The organism is Parasphingopyxis lamellibrachiae (assembly GCF_003385775.1).
In the GTDB taxonomy this organism is placed as follows: Bacteria; Pseudomonadota; Alphaproteobacteria; order Sphingomonadales; family Sphingomonadaceae; genus Parasphingopyxis; species Parasphingopyxis lamellibrachiae.
This window is the reverse complement of sequence record NZ_QRDP01000004.1, coordinates 1,783,389-1,798,070: the sequence shown is the minus strand read 5'-3', so window position 1 is coordinate 1,798,070 and position 14,682 is coordinate 1,783,389. Positions and strand designations below refer to the sequence as shown.

Sequence of the window (14,682 nt, the reverse complement as noted above, 5' to 3'; positions counted from 1 at the left end):
CGTTTGGTCACGTTCTAGTCGATGGCGGGGGTGGTTTTGGAAGTCCCACCCCCGCCATTTTTATTGGTTCGCGGAAGAGCTTTTGACCAGATCGAACAGGACGCGATCGAGCCAGTCCATCCGCGCGCGCAGGATGCTTACCGCATTGTCATGGGCGAAGGACTGAAAAGGCTCGTCGGATTTCCGGTGATAGGCGTCCAGCTCCGCCTGTTTTTTCTCCAGTTCCGCCTTCGCTTCCAAAACCCAGTCCAGCCGTTCCTGATGGGTCAGCAGGCCGAACGACAGAACTTTCGTTCCGAGCGTATCGTGCGGAATCAGCTGTAGCGGCTTGAATTCCTGGAGCCACGCCTTGAGCGCGATCTCGCCCTTGGCCGTAGTCCGCCAGACTTCGGTTCCGCGCGCATCGTCTTCGACCTGATGGCCTTCGATCAGGCCGTCCTTCGAAAACCGGCTGATCATGGGATAAACTTGGCCCATGCTCTTGTTGACGCTGGCAACGGGCGAATCCTGATAGAATTTCGCGACTTTATAGGCCGTAATCGGCTGAAGCCGATGGACGAGGGACAGAAGAGAGCCTTCGTGATCGGTAAGTGTCTGCGGCGTCTCTTGTGCAGTCATCTCGGTTTGTATTCGACCCCTGTCCGAACTCATCGCAATGCCTGATAGGGCGGACTGTCACATCGCGCAATTTTGCACAAGTTTGGAGAAACATTCGAATAGTAATATTTCAGATTTGGTATCAAGGTAATTCCTTGAAAATAAACGTGTATTCAGGTCGCGAAACCTTTAGTTCCGGATAAGGAAATTGAATCGCGATCGATTTGGCCGGTCCTCCGGATCGGTCGCACAGACGTCGGCGACGTTGTCCGGGCGGGAACAGTGAGGGGAGGCAAAGGCCGGTTTTTAATGCCGCGGCTGCAGCCCGTCCATATTCATGGCCCAGCCGGTATGGGCGAAAATCGGGAGAGGCAGGCCTAGGTCGCGCTCCAATAGATATCGACAGGTATCTCCACCTCGGCCAGTACGCGGCCGATCGGCACGCTCGACAAGGGGCCGTCTTCGATCGCCTTTTCGAGCAGGTCGCGTTTTTTCTGCCCGGCAAGGGTGACGATCATCGTGTGGGCGCTGAGCAATGCGCTCCGGGTCAGCGTGACGCGATCGAACGGCGCGCTTTCCGGTGCCGGATCGGGCGAGACGCCGACGGCGCGGCGGCTTTTGGGCGCGTTGATCGCATCGTCCATCTGGCCCGGGAAGATTGAAGCCGTCGATCCGTCCTCGCCCATGCCGATCCAGACGAGATCGACGGGCCAGCTGAACCCGGCAAGCCGCGCATCGGCGCTCATCCCGGCTTCTTTTGTGCTCCAGTTTTGCGCATGATCGATCAGCGGCTCTACCGTTGCGCCGACTGCGCCCAGGATCCGTTTCAACATCTCGTAATTGCTGTGTTCGCTATTTTCCGGGACAATCCGTTCGTTGGTCGGGAAAACCCGGACCTTCGACCAGTCGAAATCGCGCTTGGCGAGGGTTTCCAATATCGGGGTCGGTGTCCGTCCGCCGGGAAGGGCCAGTTCGGCCTTGCCATTGGTTTCGATCGCCCGTTCGATGATGAACCCGATATCGCCGGCCACTTCGCTGGCTAGCGTCTTGTTATCCTCGAATTCCCACCATTCCGCTTCAATCATCTGCTCGGAGCTCCGCTCATTTCTGTCTGTTCCCTCTCATAAACGCTGCACCGGCGAAGGCCAGTGCCGGGCGAGATTTGCAACCGCCGAAAAGATACTCAATACTCTTTTACCGCCAAAACAATGATTTTGAGTCGCGGTAACCGGGCCGGGCGCAACACAGTCATCGATAGGGGAACGAATAATGAAACGACATTCCATAATTAATTTTGCGACAGTTGCGATGTCCGGCGCTTTGCTCGCCGCGTGCGGCGGTACAGCGCCCGACGAACCCGTCGAAGAACCCGCTGTGGAAGTCGAACCGCTTGCCGATGCCTGTCCGGACCGGGTGCAGGACATGCGAGGTTCCACCGACGCCTTCACCTGCTCATGTTCTACCGAGACCGCAGAGGCGGGCACCGTCTGGGGTGCGGGGCCCTATTCGGACGATTCAGCGGTTTGCCGCGCGGCCATGCATGCCGGCCTGGTTGGCGATGAACCGGCAAATGTCACGATCAATTTCATGGACGGGCGCGATTCCTACACCGCTTCCGAAGCCAATGGAGTGGAAACCCGCCAGTGGGGCAGCTGGGGCGGCAGTTTCGCCTTTGAAGGCGCAGAGCTCGGCGAACCGGAAGGCGAAGAGACGGCCGCACTGGAAGCCTGTCCCGGCAATGCCCGGCAGCTCCGCGGAACCGAAGAGGCGGTGCAGTGCAGCTGTACGGCGCAGGCGACGGAGGACGGCACGGTGTGGGGCAGCGGAACCTATACCGATGACTCCGGGGTTTGCCGCGCTGCACTGCATGCCGGGATTGTCACCGGCGATGGCGGCGATGTGACCTTCACTATCGTCGACGGGCAGGAAAGCTATTCGGGTTCGGAAGCCAATGGCGTCGAATCCCGCGACTATGGCGCCTGGTCCGGCAGCTTCGAATTCGAAGACGATAAGGGCTGAGCCAGCCCAAAGGCCAAAGGACGGCGGTTTAGAAGAACCGCCGTCCGTCCCTGATGACAGCGGTTGCCGCGTTGCGCCCGGGTCGGCCGGTGACGCCGCCGCCCGGATGCGCACCCGAGCCGCACAGATAGAGGCCCGGCACCGGCATCCGGTGATCGGCTATCCCCAGCATCGGCCGCATGGCCCAAAGCTGGTCCAGCGACATGCGGCCATGGAAAATATCGCCGCCGATCAGACCGAACCGTCGTTCGAGATCGAGCGGCGAAAGGGCCAGTTTTCCGACGACGCTCGCGCGGAAACCGGGCGCATGCGCCTCTACGCAATCGAGGATCGTCTCGATCGCGGCATCGCGGTGCACGTCCCAGTCCAGCGCCGGATCGAACTGCTGGCAAAAGAGGCTGGCGACATGCGCGCCTTCGGGCGCGAGGCTGTCGTCCAGCGTCGAGGGGATGAGCATTTCGACGATCGGCTGTTTCGACCAGCCGTGCGCGCGCGCATCCTGGAAGGCCCGGTCCATATAGTCGAGGCTGGGCGCCATGATGATACCGCTCGACAGGTGCGGGCTGGATTCGGGCAGGCAGGTAAAGCGGGGCAGCTCGGAAAGCGCGACATTCATCCGGAATGTGCCCGACCCCGAAACATGGTGTTCCATCCGCTTGCGAAAGGCCGGATCGAGGGCATCGGGATCGACCATTTCGAGCAGCAGCCGCTTGGGGTGGACATTGCCGATAACGAGATCGGCGGCGATACGTTCACCTGCTGCGGTTTCCACGCCCTCAACTTTTCCCTTTGCAACCAATACCCTGCCGACCGGCACATCCGTCCGGATGGTCACGCCTTCCCGGCGGCACGCCGCGGCCATGGCCTGGGTGATCGCACCCATCCCGCCGATGGCATGGCCCCATGTTCCGGGCTTGCCGTTCACCTCGTTGAACACATGGTGAAGGAGGACATAGGCCGATCCCGGCGTGTCGGGGCTGTGATACGCGCCGACTACGCTGTCGAAACCGAAGACCGCTTTCACCGGATCGCTCTCGAAGAACCCGTCCAGAAATTCGCGCGCCGACCGGGTGAACAGGTCGACTGCATCGCGCTGTGCCTCGAGCGGCAGTTTGAGAGCCGCCCGCGCCTGGCCGATCGCACGGAACAGATCGTCCAGCCCGCCGCTGGCGTTGGGCGGGATGGTTTTCGTCAGATAGCGTAGCAGGCTTGCCGCCGCGTTGAGCCTGCGCTCATATTCAGGCAGCATGGCGGCGTCGGCCCGTGAGAACTTCGCGACCTGTTCGGCGCTCTGGCCACCGCCCATTACCAGATAGTTCCGATCGTCGAGCGGCAGGAAATTGGCCACCGGACGGTCGACGATGGTCAGCCCATGCTCGGCAAGCCGCATTTCTTTGGCAATGCCGGGGTCGAGTAGTCCGACAGTGTAGCTGGCGGTCGAATTGCGAAAGCCGGGATGGAATTCTTCGGTGACGGCCGCGCCGCCGACAATGTCGCGGGTCTCCAGTATCTCGACGCGATAGCCGGCCCGCGCCAGATACCAGGCGCAGACCAGGCCGTTATGTCCAGCGCCGATAATGAGTGCCGAGCGTTTTGCCATGGAATGGCCATAGGCTGCGGAAGGCGGGCTGTCAGCTGTTGCCATCTCCGGTCATTGGGTTGAATATGGGGCCAGACAAATGGGGTCGCGACCAATTGTTCCGTGCGCCGCGCTGACGGCGCATTGGTGGAAGGAGCCATCATGCCGCGTATTGCCATCCCGTTCCTGCTGTCGCTTTTTGCGTTGTTCTCGGTGCCCGTCGCGACCCCCGGTGAGGCCATGCTGCAGCGTGTGAATGATTGCCCTGGAAACGCCGTCCAGTATCGCGGTCGCAATGGCGCAGTGACCTGTCATTGCAGCGCGCGGGCATCGCGCAGCGGGACTGTCTGGGGCACGGAGATATTTACTGACGATTCGCGGATATGCCGGGCCGCCGTGCATGACGGCCGCATTTCCGAGCGCGGCGGCAATGTTCGCGTCGTTTTCCTCGGCGGACGCAGTTCGTATCAGGGATCGCGGCGAAATGGGGTGCGCTCGCAAAATTACGGCCGTTGGCAGGGTAGCTTTCGGTTCGCCGGCGGCGATTATGGCGGGCAGCCGGGCGGTGGCGGGTATATTGAAAATTGCCCGTCAAACGCCACGCAGTGGCGCGGAAGGCGCGGCCGACAGCAATGTCAGTGCGATGCCGGCGCAACGAGGAGCGGCCGAGTTTGGGGCACCCGCATTTACACGGACGATTCGCATATATGCCGCGCGGCTGTTCATGACGGCGTGATTGGAAATCGCGGCGGAGTGGTGACTCTCGATATGCGGCGGGGCCAATCCTCTTATGAGGGAAGCCGTCGCAACGGGGTTCGGTCAAGCGATTATGGCCGCTGGCAGGGAAGCTATATCTTCGTAGATCGTGGGGAGAATCCGGGCGATGGGGGGTATGTTCCGCCCAATGTTCCCTATCCGCCTTTGCCACCACAATCGGATGGCCGGATCGAAAACTGCCCGGGTTATGGCCTGGGCCTGAGGGCTGTTCGCGGCAGTTTGCAGTGCCGCTGTACGCGGACCGGCGTCAGCGCGGGGCAGGTTTATGGGACGAATGTCTATAGTGAACGCTCGGCGATTTGCCATGCTGCCCGCCATGCCGGCGCGGTTGGAAGCCGGGGCGGCATCGTAACCGTCATTCCCGATGGAAGGCAGAGCCGGTTTCGCGGTTCCAGTCGCAACGGCGTCGCGACGCTGGATGCGCCCGGCGCAAATTACAGTTTCCGTTTCGGCCGTTAACCGCGGTCCGGCAGGAAGGGTGCCGCGATTTCCGGCGTAACGCGCGATGGCCGGCCGCTTGCCCGGCCGATCATCGCCCATGTCGTTTTGGCGCGGATGCAGGGCTTTCCGTCTTTGCCGGTGAATTCCATATAGCGGTTGAAGCGCGCGCCCATGGGCGGCTCTTCGATCCATGTCGTGCCGGTCACTGTATCGCCTTCCAGCGCCGGGCGCAGATAGTCGATCTCATGCCGGATCACGACCCAGATATAGGCCGCGACATGTTCAGGGGCGGCAACCGCCGTCCAATGGGCGACGGCGAGATCCTGAATCCACTGGACCCAGACCGCATTGTTCACATGGCCGAGCTCGTCGATATGCTCGGGCCGGGCGGTGACGGTGTGGGAAAAACTCATCCTAAATTCCGTTTGCCCTGAGGTTGTCGAAGGGCTGTTCTTCACTCTCGGCTGCACAAAAGAAAGAGCAGGGCTTCGACAGGCTCAGCCCGAACGGTTCTTTTTTTACTGCTCCACATCCAGCTGCGTCAGCATGAAGGCCATGGCCTGGGCTTCCTCGCGCAGGGCCTGGAACCGGCCTGACTGCCCCTGATGGCCCGCGCCCATATTGGTACGCAGCACAGTCAGATTGTCATCGGTACGCAGATGGCGCAGCCGCGCCGTCCATTTGGCCGGTTCCCAATAGGTCACACGCGGATCGTTCAGGCCGGCGGTAATCATCATCGGCGGATAATCCTGCGCATTGACATTGTCATAGGGCGAATAGCTCTGGATGAGGCGAAAAGCGTCCGGATCGGTGATCGGGTTGCCCCATTCGGGCCATTCGCCCGGCGTTAGCGGCAGCGATGTGTCGAGCATCGTGTTGAGGACATCGACAAAGGGCACTTCGGCGACGATCGCACCGAACAGCTCCGGCGCCTGATTGGCGATCACGCCAACCAGTTCACCGCCCGCTGATCCGCCCGAGGCGACGATCCGGCCCGCGCTGGTATAGCCACGCGCGATAAGTCCGCGTGCAACATCCTCGAAATCGTTGAAGGTGTTGGTGCGCTGTTCGAGCTTGCCGTCGAGATACCATTGATAGCCCAGGTCGTCGCCGCCGCGGACATGGGCGATGGCGAAGATGAAGCCGCGATTGGTGAGGCTGAGCTGGCGCGTCGAAAATGTCGGCGGAATCGCATAGCCATAGGCGCCATAGGCATAGAGGTGGACGGGCGTGTCGGGGCCGATTTCGGTATCGGCACGATGGACCAGGCTGACCGGAACCATCGTGCCGTCGCGCGCCTCGATCTCAAGCCTTTCCGTTACATATTGGCTGGCGTCGTAACCGGAGGGAATCTGCTGGACCTTGAGCGTCGTCAACGCGCCGGTCTCAAGATTATAGCTATAGTCGGTGTCCGGCGTGACCATCGACTCGTAATCGATGCGGATCGTGTCTGTATCGAATTCGGCGACCGGACCAAGGCTGGCGGCATAGCTGGCTTCGGGGAACGCGATCCGGGTTGGCTCGCCTTCGCCATAGCGGCGGATTTCGACCTGATCGAGTCCGCGCTCGCGGCCCTCGACTGTGTAGAAGTCCTGAAACGCGGTGAGGCCGGTGATGTAGAAATCGTCCGAGCCCGCGATCAGCTCGGTCCAGTCGCCGGGATTTTCGACCGGCGCCGTGACCACGCGAAAATTCACATGGCCGTCATTGGTATGGATATAGAGCGTGCCGCCCCGCTCCTCGACATCGTAGAGCCGGTTGGCGACGCGCGGCGCGACCAGGACCGGCTCGGCGGCAAGGTCGGCGAGCGGCACCAGTCGGACTTCGCTGGAAACATTGTCCCCGGCTCCAATCGTCAGGAAGCGGCGCGACTGGGTCTGGTCGATGCCGATTTCCATGCCTTCTTCGGTTTCGCGGTACAGTTCGATATCGGCGCTTGCTTCGGTACCGAGGCGGTGCAGCATCGCAACCTTGCTGCGCCAGTTATCGTCGACCGGCGTATAGACGACAGCGCTGGAATCGGCGGCCCATACGATATCGCCGAGCGTACCGGGAATCGCGTCGGCAAAGACCTCCCCGGTTTCCAGGTTCAGGAAGCGTAATATGTAACGTTCCGCGCCATCGGTATCGGTCGAATAGGCGAGCAGCCGACCATCGGGGCTGATCGCGATCGTGCCAAGGCTGAACTGCTCATGACCCTCGGCCAGCGCATTTTCGTCGAGCAGCAATTGATCTTCGCCAGTGCTGCCGATCGGGCGGCGATACCATTTGCGATACTCCTGGCCCTCGTCATAGGCATACCAATATTCGAACGCGCCATCGGGAATAGGAACACTGGAATCATTTTCCGGCAAACGCCCGCGCATTTCGGCGTAGAGCGTGTCGATAAGGGGTTGGTGTGGCGCCATAACCGCTTCGAAAAAAGCGTTTTCTTCGTTGATATAGGCGAGGATATCCGCATCGTCGATTTCAGGGTAGCTCTGGTCCTTCAGCCAGAAATACGGATCTTCGACAGTAATGCCGTGCATCGTGAAGCTGTGCGGTCGCCGGTCGGCGACGGGCGGTGCGGGCAAGGCGGAAGCGGCGGTTTCGGACACGGACGGGCTTTCTTCTTGGGCAGGAGCGGGACTGGCGAGCGCGAGCAGGCTGGCGGCGGCGATCAATCGGCTGGAAGTCATGGCATTTAACCTTTCAAGCGGTGGCGCACGGTCGCGCGCTTGGGTATGAGAACCGCTAGTAACGATCAAAAAGGCCAATTGCCATGTCCAGCTATGAAGACCGTCTGAAAGCCCTGCGCGAAGAGCTTGCCTCACGAAGGCTCGCCGGTTTCGTGATCCCGCTGACCGACGAACATATGAGCGAATATGTCGGCGAATATGCACAGCGGCTGTCCTGGCTGACTGGCTTTCAGGGATCGGCGGGCGCGGCGGCTGTGCTCTCGGAAGAAGCGGCGATCTTCACAGATGGGCGCTACACCATCCAGGTGCGCGAACAGGTCGATGGCAAGCATTGGGAATATGTCGGCGTTCCCGCGACGAGCATCGCCGAGTGGCTGGCCGAGCATACCGACAATGGCGCGCGGATCGGCTATGATCCGTGGCTTCACACGCGCCAATGGGTGAAGTCGGCGGAAAAGGCTCTGGCCGAAAAAGGTGCCGAACTGGTGGCCGTCGATACCAATCCTATCGACGCCGTCTGGCCGGACAAGCCGCTGCCGTCCGATGCCAAGCTGATCGTTCATGATGACAGCTATGCCGGCAAGTCTTCCGCACAGAAGCGCCAGGAAATGGCCGATGAAATGGCCGATGCAAATATCGACGCTGCCGTACTAGCGGCACTCGATTCGATCGCCTGGACGCTGAATGTCCGCGGTGCCGATGTCGATCACACACCGGTCGCGCTCGCCTATGCGATCGTCCACAAGGATGCGACGGCGGATCTTTATGTCGATCCCGACAAGATGAACGACGATGTATTGCGCCATCTCGGCAATGGCGTGCGCGTGCATGAGCGCAGCGCTTTCAGGGGCTCGCTGGCTGGTCTCAAGGGCAAGAAAGTCATTGCCGATCCCGAACGCGCAGTGTCGGCGATTTTCCAGGCGCTCGACGACGCCGGGGCGACGATCATGCCGCAAACCGAACCGGCGGTCCTTCCCAAGGCGATCAAGAATGCGGCCGAGCTTCAGGGTTCCCGGGATTCGCATGAACGCGATGGCGCGGCTCTGGTGCGTTTCCTCCACTGGCTGTCTCTCGAAGCACCGAAAGGCGGCGTGACGGAAATGTCGGCGGCAAAGCGGCTTCAGGAATTTCGCTCGGAAAACGCACTGCTCCGCGACCTCTCTTTCGATACGATTTCAGGGGCCGGGCCGCATGCCGCGCTTCCCCATTACCGGGTGACGGAAGAATCCAGCATCCCGCTAGAGATGGACCAGATTTATCTAGTAGATTCCGGCGGCCAGTATCCGGACGGCACGACCGATGTTACGCGCACGATCATCGTCGGCACGCCGACCGACGAGATGCGGGACCGGTTCACCCGCGTGCTCAAGGGCCATATCGCCCTCGCAACGGCAATATTCCCGCAGGGGACGCGCGGCAGCCAGCTCGACAGCTTCGCGCGCATGCATCTGTGGCAGGCGGGCCTCGATTACGGCCATGGCACGGGCCATGGCGTTGGTGCCTATCTCGGCGTGCACGAGGGGCCGCAGCGGATCAGCGCGGCCAATTATCCGGGCAGTGGCTGGGATGAGCCACTCCATGCCGGGATGATCCTTTCCAACGAGCCGGGATATTACAAGGCCGGCGAATATGGCATCCGGATCGAGAATCTGGTTGCGATTGAGGAACGCGAGATCGAAGGTGGCGAGGCCACCATGCTCGGCTTTGAGACGCTGACCTTCGCACCGATCGATCATAAGCTGATCGATACGAGCCTGCTGACCCAGGCCGAACGCGACTGGGTGGATGGTTATCATGCCGATGTGATTGCCAGGATCGGTCCGCAGCTCGACGATGCGACCGCGGCCTGGCTGGGCGAAGTCTGCGCGCCGCTCGATTGATCGCCGGGGCGGCGAAGCAGCGATTGGCGGCAACCGTGCAGCAGGCGATATCGTGATCTGTCTGCGGGAGCCCAGCAATATCGGCGATGACGGTTCAGGCTTTCTCCGGGCCTTTTTCCTGCTCGCGCGCCTGCCCCTTGCGACGGCGCAAATTCTTGCGCAGCTCTTCGGCCAGCCTTTTCGCGCGTTCGTCTTTGTCGGTCATGGCCTGACAGTGACAATATACGGTCTGCCTGCCAAGGCTAAGCTTGACAAAATGGCCTGCACACCGCCATAGGCACGCCCGCATTCCGGCAAATGGTACGCTGCTGTAGCTCAGTGGTAGAGCGCACCCTTGGTAAGGGTGAGGTCGAGAGTTCAATTCTCTCTAGCAGCACCATTTTCCTCCTCCAGTGACATGGTTTATACAGTTAACAATCCGTTTACCTGTGATGGCTAGGGTTGGACTCGATTAGATGAAAGGTTCGCAAGAGACCGCAATCTATCGCCGTTGAGTTTTAGCGAGCCGGAATGGCCAGGTGGGTTGAATGTATCATTCCTCGGAGGACATGCTGACTAACCTCCAACTTGTTGACGCTACCTTCGAGAATGCGGCTATCGGCATTGCGCATGTTGGCCTCGACGGCTCCTGGCTCCGCGTCAATAAGCGGCTGCTGGAAACCCTGGGCTACGAACATGATGAGCTTTTGGGCCTCACATTTCAGGATATCACCCATCCCGACGATCTGAAATCGGACCTGGATCAGCTCAAGGCGCTGATTGCAGGCAAAATTCTGTACTACCAGATGGAAAAACGCTATATTCGCAAGGATGGCGAACTGATCTGGGGCAATCTTACGGTCGGCCTGCAGCGGGACATTAACGGCGAACCCGATTTCTGCATTTCGCTGGTTGAGGATATCAGCAAGCGCAAGGCGGACGAAGAACATCTCAAAACGCTGATCAATGAACTCAATCACCGGGTGAAGAACACGCTCGCCACCGTTCAGGCGGTTGCCCATATGTCCTTTCGCAAGGACGAGCCGATCGCCGATGCGCGCGGGGATTTCACTGGCCGGCTCCAGGCTCTTTCAAGCGCGCACGACATTCTGACCGATGAAAAATGGACAGGCGCCAATTTTCGTGAGGTCGTGCAGCGCGCGCTGCGGCCCTTCGATCTTGAACGCGCACGCCGGGTTACGCTCAAAGGGGACCGGGTTCGGCTCGGGGCGCGACAGGCGTTGACGCTGGCTATGGCGATCAACGAGCTGACCACCAATGCGATCAAATATGGTGCGCTCTCGAACGACGCGGGCACGGTATCGCTGCACTGGACGAAGGTCAGGCGGGACGGCGATACATTTCTGCAATTCGAATGGGCCGAGCAGGGCGGGCCGGCCTGCATCGCTCCGGAGCGTTCGGGTTTCGGATCGACCCTGCTGACACGGATATTGCCCGGCGACTTCCAGGGCGAAACAAAGCTGGACTATCGGGAAACAGGATTGAATTATACGCTCCTGGCTCCACTGGAGGGTGCCGGTGACCAGTAAATCGACCGGGGGGACGATGAACGAGAAGATGCCCGAGAAAATTCTCATCGTGGAGGATGAGCATATGCTCGCCTTCATGCTCGAGGATATGATCCAGTCGCTGTGCAACTGCGATGTGAGCCATGCGTCCACACTGGCCGATGCGAGAGGCCTGGTGGATTCGCAGGATTTCGATTTTGCCTTTCTCGACATCAATCTCGGCAAAGAGAATTCGTTGCCGCTGGCAAAGGAATTGCACGAGCGGAACATCCGGTTTGTCTTCGCCTCCGGTTATGATTCGAAATATGATGCCAAGAACATCACCGCGCCATTGTTGCGCAAACCGCTTGGCCTGGAAGAAATCCGAACCGCTCTGTTGCAGGACCGGCCCGACGAAACCAGCGATCGGATCGGCCGGATCGGTTGACGTTTTCACGTCCGCATACCATGCGGATGCCATGCGTTTCTTCTCCGACAATGCGGCCTCTGTATGCCAGCCCGTGCTCAATGCGCTGGCGGCGGCGAACAGTGTCGATACGGCCTATGACGACGATGCGCTGAGCCAGCGGCTCGACGGCGCTTTTTCCGAGATTTTCGAAACCGATGTGACGGCGCTGTGGGTGTCAACAGGAACGGCGGCCAATGCTCTGGCGCTGGCGGCCCTGTGCCCGCCGCACGGTGCGATCGTCTGCCATGAGGAAGCGCATATCCAGAATGATGAATGCGGTGCGCCGGAATTCTACACCCATGGTGCGAAGCTGCTGCTGGGCAAGGGGGATGGCGCGAAGCTCGCGCCTGACGAGGTCGAACGGCTGGCGGCATCAATCCGCGACGATGTGCACCAGATGCAGATCGGTGCGCTCTCCATCACCCAGGCAAGCGAATACGGCATGGTCTACAGTCCGGACGAGGTTCGGACCCTGGGCGATCTGTGCGATGCGCTGGGCTGGAACTTGCATATGGACGGCGCGCGCTTTGCCAATGCGGTTGCCCATCGCGAGTGCGCCCCTGCCGATATCACCTGGCGCGCCGGCGTCGATATTCTAAGCTTCGGCTGTGTGAAGAATGGCGGTATGTCTGCCGAAGCCCTGCTCCTGTTCGGTGATGCGCGCGAAAAGGCGGCGGAAATCCGCTATCGCCGCAAGCGCGGCGGGCACCTGCTTTCCAAGGGCCGTTATCTCGCGGCGCAGATACTCGCGATGCTCGATGACGATCTCTGGCTTACCAATGCGCGCGCGGCCAATGCCGGGGCGCGGCTGATCGCCAAGGCGGCGCCCGACAGGCTGGTTTTTCCGGTGGAAGCGAATGAGGTCTTCATCACGCTTTCGGCGGACGAGGCGGCATCGCTGCGCGCGGCGGGTTTCGATTTTTATGACTGGGGCATTGGCGAGGCCCGGTTCGTGACGAGCTGGGATCAGGGTGCCGAGGAAGTCCGGCCGCTTGCCGAGGCGATCGCAGCGCTATGAATCAGCCCGCAGCGGCGGACGCGGATACCAGTTTCTGGACGCCGCGGATCCTGCTTTCTTTTTTGCTGATTTCGCTGATCTGGGGTTCAACCTGGATCGTCATCAAGGACCAGATCGCCAGCGTGCCGCCGGTCTGGTCGGTCAGCTACCGATTCGCTGCGGCGAGCCTGGCGATGTTTCTTGTCATCCTCATCCGGCGGCAACCGCTGATGCTCGATCGACGCGGCCAGTTCTGGGCGATCCTGCTAGGTTGCAGTCAGTTCGCATTCAACTTCAACTTTGTCTACGGGGCGGAACTTTACATCACATCAGGGCTGGTGGCGGTGATGTTCGCGCTGCTGATGGTGCCCAACGCGATTCTCGGCCGCATATTCCTCGGCCAGCATATCTCCTCCGGTTTCGTGATCGGATCGGCGATCGCGATCGCAGGCATCGCGCTCCTTTTTGTGCGGGAATATCGGCTTGCGCCCGTCGGAGGCAGCACGGTTTTCATCGGCATCGGCCTGACGATGGCGGCGATCATGTCCGCTTCCGCCGCCAATATCCTCCAGGCCAGCAAGGGTGCGCAGGCGCATCCGATACTGACGCTGATCGCCTGGGCCATGCTCTGGGGCACGCTCTTCAATGCCGCTTTTGCGCTGGTGACGGTCGGGCCGCCCGTCGTCGAAATGCGCGCCGCCTATCTTGCCGGGATACTCTATCTCGGCGTGATCGGTTCGGCCGTGACCTTCCCCATCTATTTCGGGCTGATCCGCGAAATCGGCGCGGCGCAGGCCGCCTATACCAGCGTGATCGTGCCGATCGTCGCGATGATCCTGTCGACGCTGTTCGAAGGTTATAGCTGGTCGCTGCTGGCTGCCAGCGGGGCGGTGCTGGCGATTGCCGGGCTGCTTTATGCGATGCGCTCGCGGCGCGCCAGGCGGCCCCGGCTTCCCATCTAGCCCGCGATCGCTCTCAACCCCGCCCGGTAATCGGCATAGGCCGGCGCCCAGCCCAGCAGCCGTTTCGCCTTGCCATTCGCCACCCGGCGGTTCTCCGAATAGAAACCGCGCGCCATTTCGCTGAGCCCGGCCTCGTCCATCGTCTGGAGCGGCGGCGGTTCCATGCCCAGCAGGCGGAAGCCATGGGAAACCACGTCATTATGGGGCGCCGGCAGGTCGTCGGCGAGATTATAGACGCCGGGCGGTCCTTCGAGGCCCGCGACAATCCCGGCCACGATATCGTCGACATGGACGCGGCTGAAAACCTGGTCCGGCAGGTCGATCCGGTGCGCCCTTCCGGCCCGGATACGGTCGAGGATAGAGCGGCCCGGGCCATATATGCCGGGCAGGCGGAATATGCGGACGGAAGCGGAAAGGGTCTGCCAATCGGAATCGGCTTCGCTGCGCGCCTTGCGCCGCCCGCCGCCCGTCGGCGCGCTTTCATCGACCCAGGCCCCGCCGGTGTCGCCATAGACGCCGGTCGAGGAAAGATAGCCGATCCAGCCGGCGGGCGCGTCGGCGAGCGCCTTGCCATAGCGATCGAGCACGGGATCGCTCCCCTCGGCAGGCGGTACGGACGACAGGATATGGCTCGCCTGGCCGATTGCCCTGTTCACCGCGATATCATCGTCGAAAGCCATGGCGTCCGGCCCGGCCTCGCGCCGGGTGGCGGACACGGTCCAGCCATCGCAGCGCAGCCGTTCGGCCAGCCGCCCCGCCGTATAGCCCAGCCCGAAGATCAGCATGTGCGGCATCG

At 61.2% G+C, this 14,682-nt stretch carries 14 protein-coding genes and 1 tRNA gene; 9 read left to right on the top strand and 6 right to left on the bottom strand.

Translation table 11 applies throughout. The features are described from left to right. Positions 1-60: 60 nt before the first annotated feature. Positions 61-618 carry a PadR family transcriptional regulator gene (locus tag DFR46_RS08925; protein ID WP_162843442.1) on the bottom strand — a complete coding sequence of 186 codons (558 nt, stop codon included), beginning with the start codon at positions 616-618 and terminating at the stop codon, positions 61-63. Between the two features lie 356 nt (positions 619-974). Continuing rightward, entirely contained in the window at positions 975-1,682 is a 708-nt protein-coding gene (gene pgl, locus DFR46_RS08920; RefSeq protein ID WP_116236132.1) for a 6-phosphogluconolactonase, read from the bottom strand. Between the two features lie 184 nt (positions 1,683-1,866). Between pgl and DFR46_RS08915 the strand changes: the two genes are divergently transcribed. Beyond that, entirely contained in the window at positions 1,867-2,616 is a 750-nt protein-coding gene (locus tag DFR46_RS08915) for an LCCL domain-containing protein (protein WP_116236131.1), read from the top strand. A 28-nt stretch (positions 2,617-2,644) separates the two neighbouring features. Here the strand turns inward: DFR46_RS08915 and DFR46_RS08910 are convergent, their stop codons facing one another. Next, positions 2,645-4,261: a phytoene desaturase family protein gene (locus DFR46_RS08910; protein ID WP_245953770.1), complete on the bottom strand. Its 1,617-nt coding sequence runs from the start codon at positions 4,259-4,261 to the stop codon at positions 2,645-2,647. Positions 4,262-4,357: 96 nt separating this feature from the next. Here DFR46_RS08910 and DFR46_RS08905 point away from each other — a divergent pair, with 96 nt between their 5' ends. After that, on the top strand, positions 4,358-5,431 hold the full coding sequence (locus DFR46_RS08905; RefSeq protein WP_116236129.1) for an LCCL domain-containing protein: 1,074 nt from the start codon (positions 4,358-4,360) through the stop codon (positions 5,429-5,431). Here DFR46_RS08905 and DFR46_RS08900 read toward each other — a convergent pair. Together DFR46_RS08900 and DFR46_RS08895 are read right to left on the bottom strand one after the other, a co-directional pair. Next, positions 5,428-5,826, bottom strand: coding sequence for an acyl-CoA thioesterase (locus DFR46_RS08900; protein WP_116236128.1), 399 nt, complete (start codon positions 5,824-5,826; stop codon positions 5,428-5,430). The genes DFR46_RS08905 and DFR46_RS08900 overlap by 4 nt on opposite strands. A 105-nt stretch (positions 5,827-5,931) precedes the next feature. Further along, positions 5,932-8,091: a S9 family peptidase gene (locus DFR46_RS08895; RefSeq protein ID WP_116236127.1), complete on the bottom strand. Its 2,160-nt coding sequence runs from the start codon at positions 8,089-8,091 to the stop codon at positions 5,932-5,934. 83 nt (positions 8,092-8,174) lie between these two features. Here DFR46_RS08895 and DFR46_RS08890 point away from each other — a divergent pair, with 83 nt between their 5' ends. From DFR46_RS08890 to DFR46_RS08865, 7 genes are all read left to right on the top strand, one after another. Further along, the gene (locus tag DFR46_RS08890) at positions 8,175-9,971 is read left to right on the top strand and encodes an aminopeptidase P family protein (RefSeq protein WP_116236126.1); all 1,797 of its coding nucleotides are present in this window, start codon (positions 8,175-8,177) and stop codon (positions 9,969-9,971) included. Beyond that, complete coding sequence (locus tag DFR46_RS14890; RefSeq protein WP_211306404.1) at positions 9,925-10,248, top strand: hypothetical protein; 324 nt, start codon at positions 9,925-9,927, stop codon at positions 10,246-10,248. Before DFR46_RS08890 ends, DFR46_RS14890 begins: the two co-directional genes overlap by 47 nt. A 27-nt stretch (positions 10,249-10,275) precedes the next feature. Continuing rightward, a tRNA-Thr gene (locus DFR46_RS08885) sits at positions 10,276-10,350 on the top strand. Positions 10,351-10,519: 169 nt separating this feature from the next. Beyond that, entirely contained in the window at positions 10,520-11,500 is a 981-nt protein-coding gene (locus tag DFR46_RS08880) for a sensor histidine kinase (protein WP_211306403.1), read from the top strand. After that, positions 11,490-11,906 carry a response regulator gene (locus DFR46_RS08875; protein WP_147297655.1) on the top strand — a complete coding sequence of 139 codons (417 nt, stop codon included), beginning with the start codon at positions 11,490-11,492 and terminating at the stop codon, positions 11,904-11,906. The genes DFR46_RS08880 and DFR46_RS08875 overlap by 11 nt, the downstream gene beginning before the upstream one ends. Positions 11,907-11,937: 31 nt before the next feature. Then, positions 11,938-12,945, top strand: a complete 1,008-nt coding sequence (locus DFR46_RS08870) for a threonine aldolase family protein (protein WP_116236123.1) — start codon at positions 11,938-11,940, stop codon at positions 12,943-12,945. After that, positions 12,942-13,886: a DMT family transporter gene (locus tag DFR46_RS08865; protein WP_116236122.1), complete on the top strand. Its 945-nt coding sequence runs from the start codon at positions 12,942-12,944 to the stop codon at positions 13,884-13,886. Before DFR46_RS08870 ends, DFR46_RS08865 begins: the two co-directional genes overlap by 4 nt. Here the strand turns inward: DFR46_RS08865 and DFR46_RS08860 are convergent. Then, positions 13,883-14,680 (bottom strand): Rossmann-fold NAD(P)-binding domain-containing protein, encoded by a 798-nt coding sequence (locus DFR46_RS08860; RefSeq protein ID WP_116236121.1) that lies wholly within the window; start codon positions 14,678-14,680, stop codon positions 13,883-13,885. The genes DFR46_RS08865 and DFR46_RS08860 overlap by 4 nt on opposite strands. Positions 14,681-14,682: the final 2 nt, after the last annotated feature.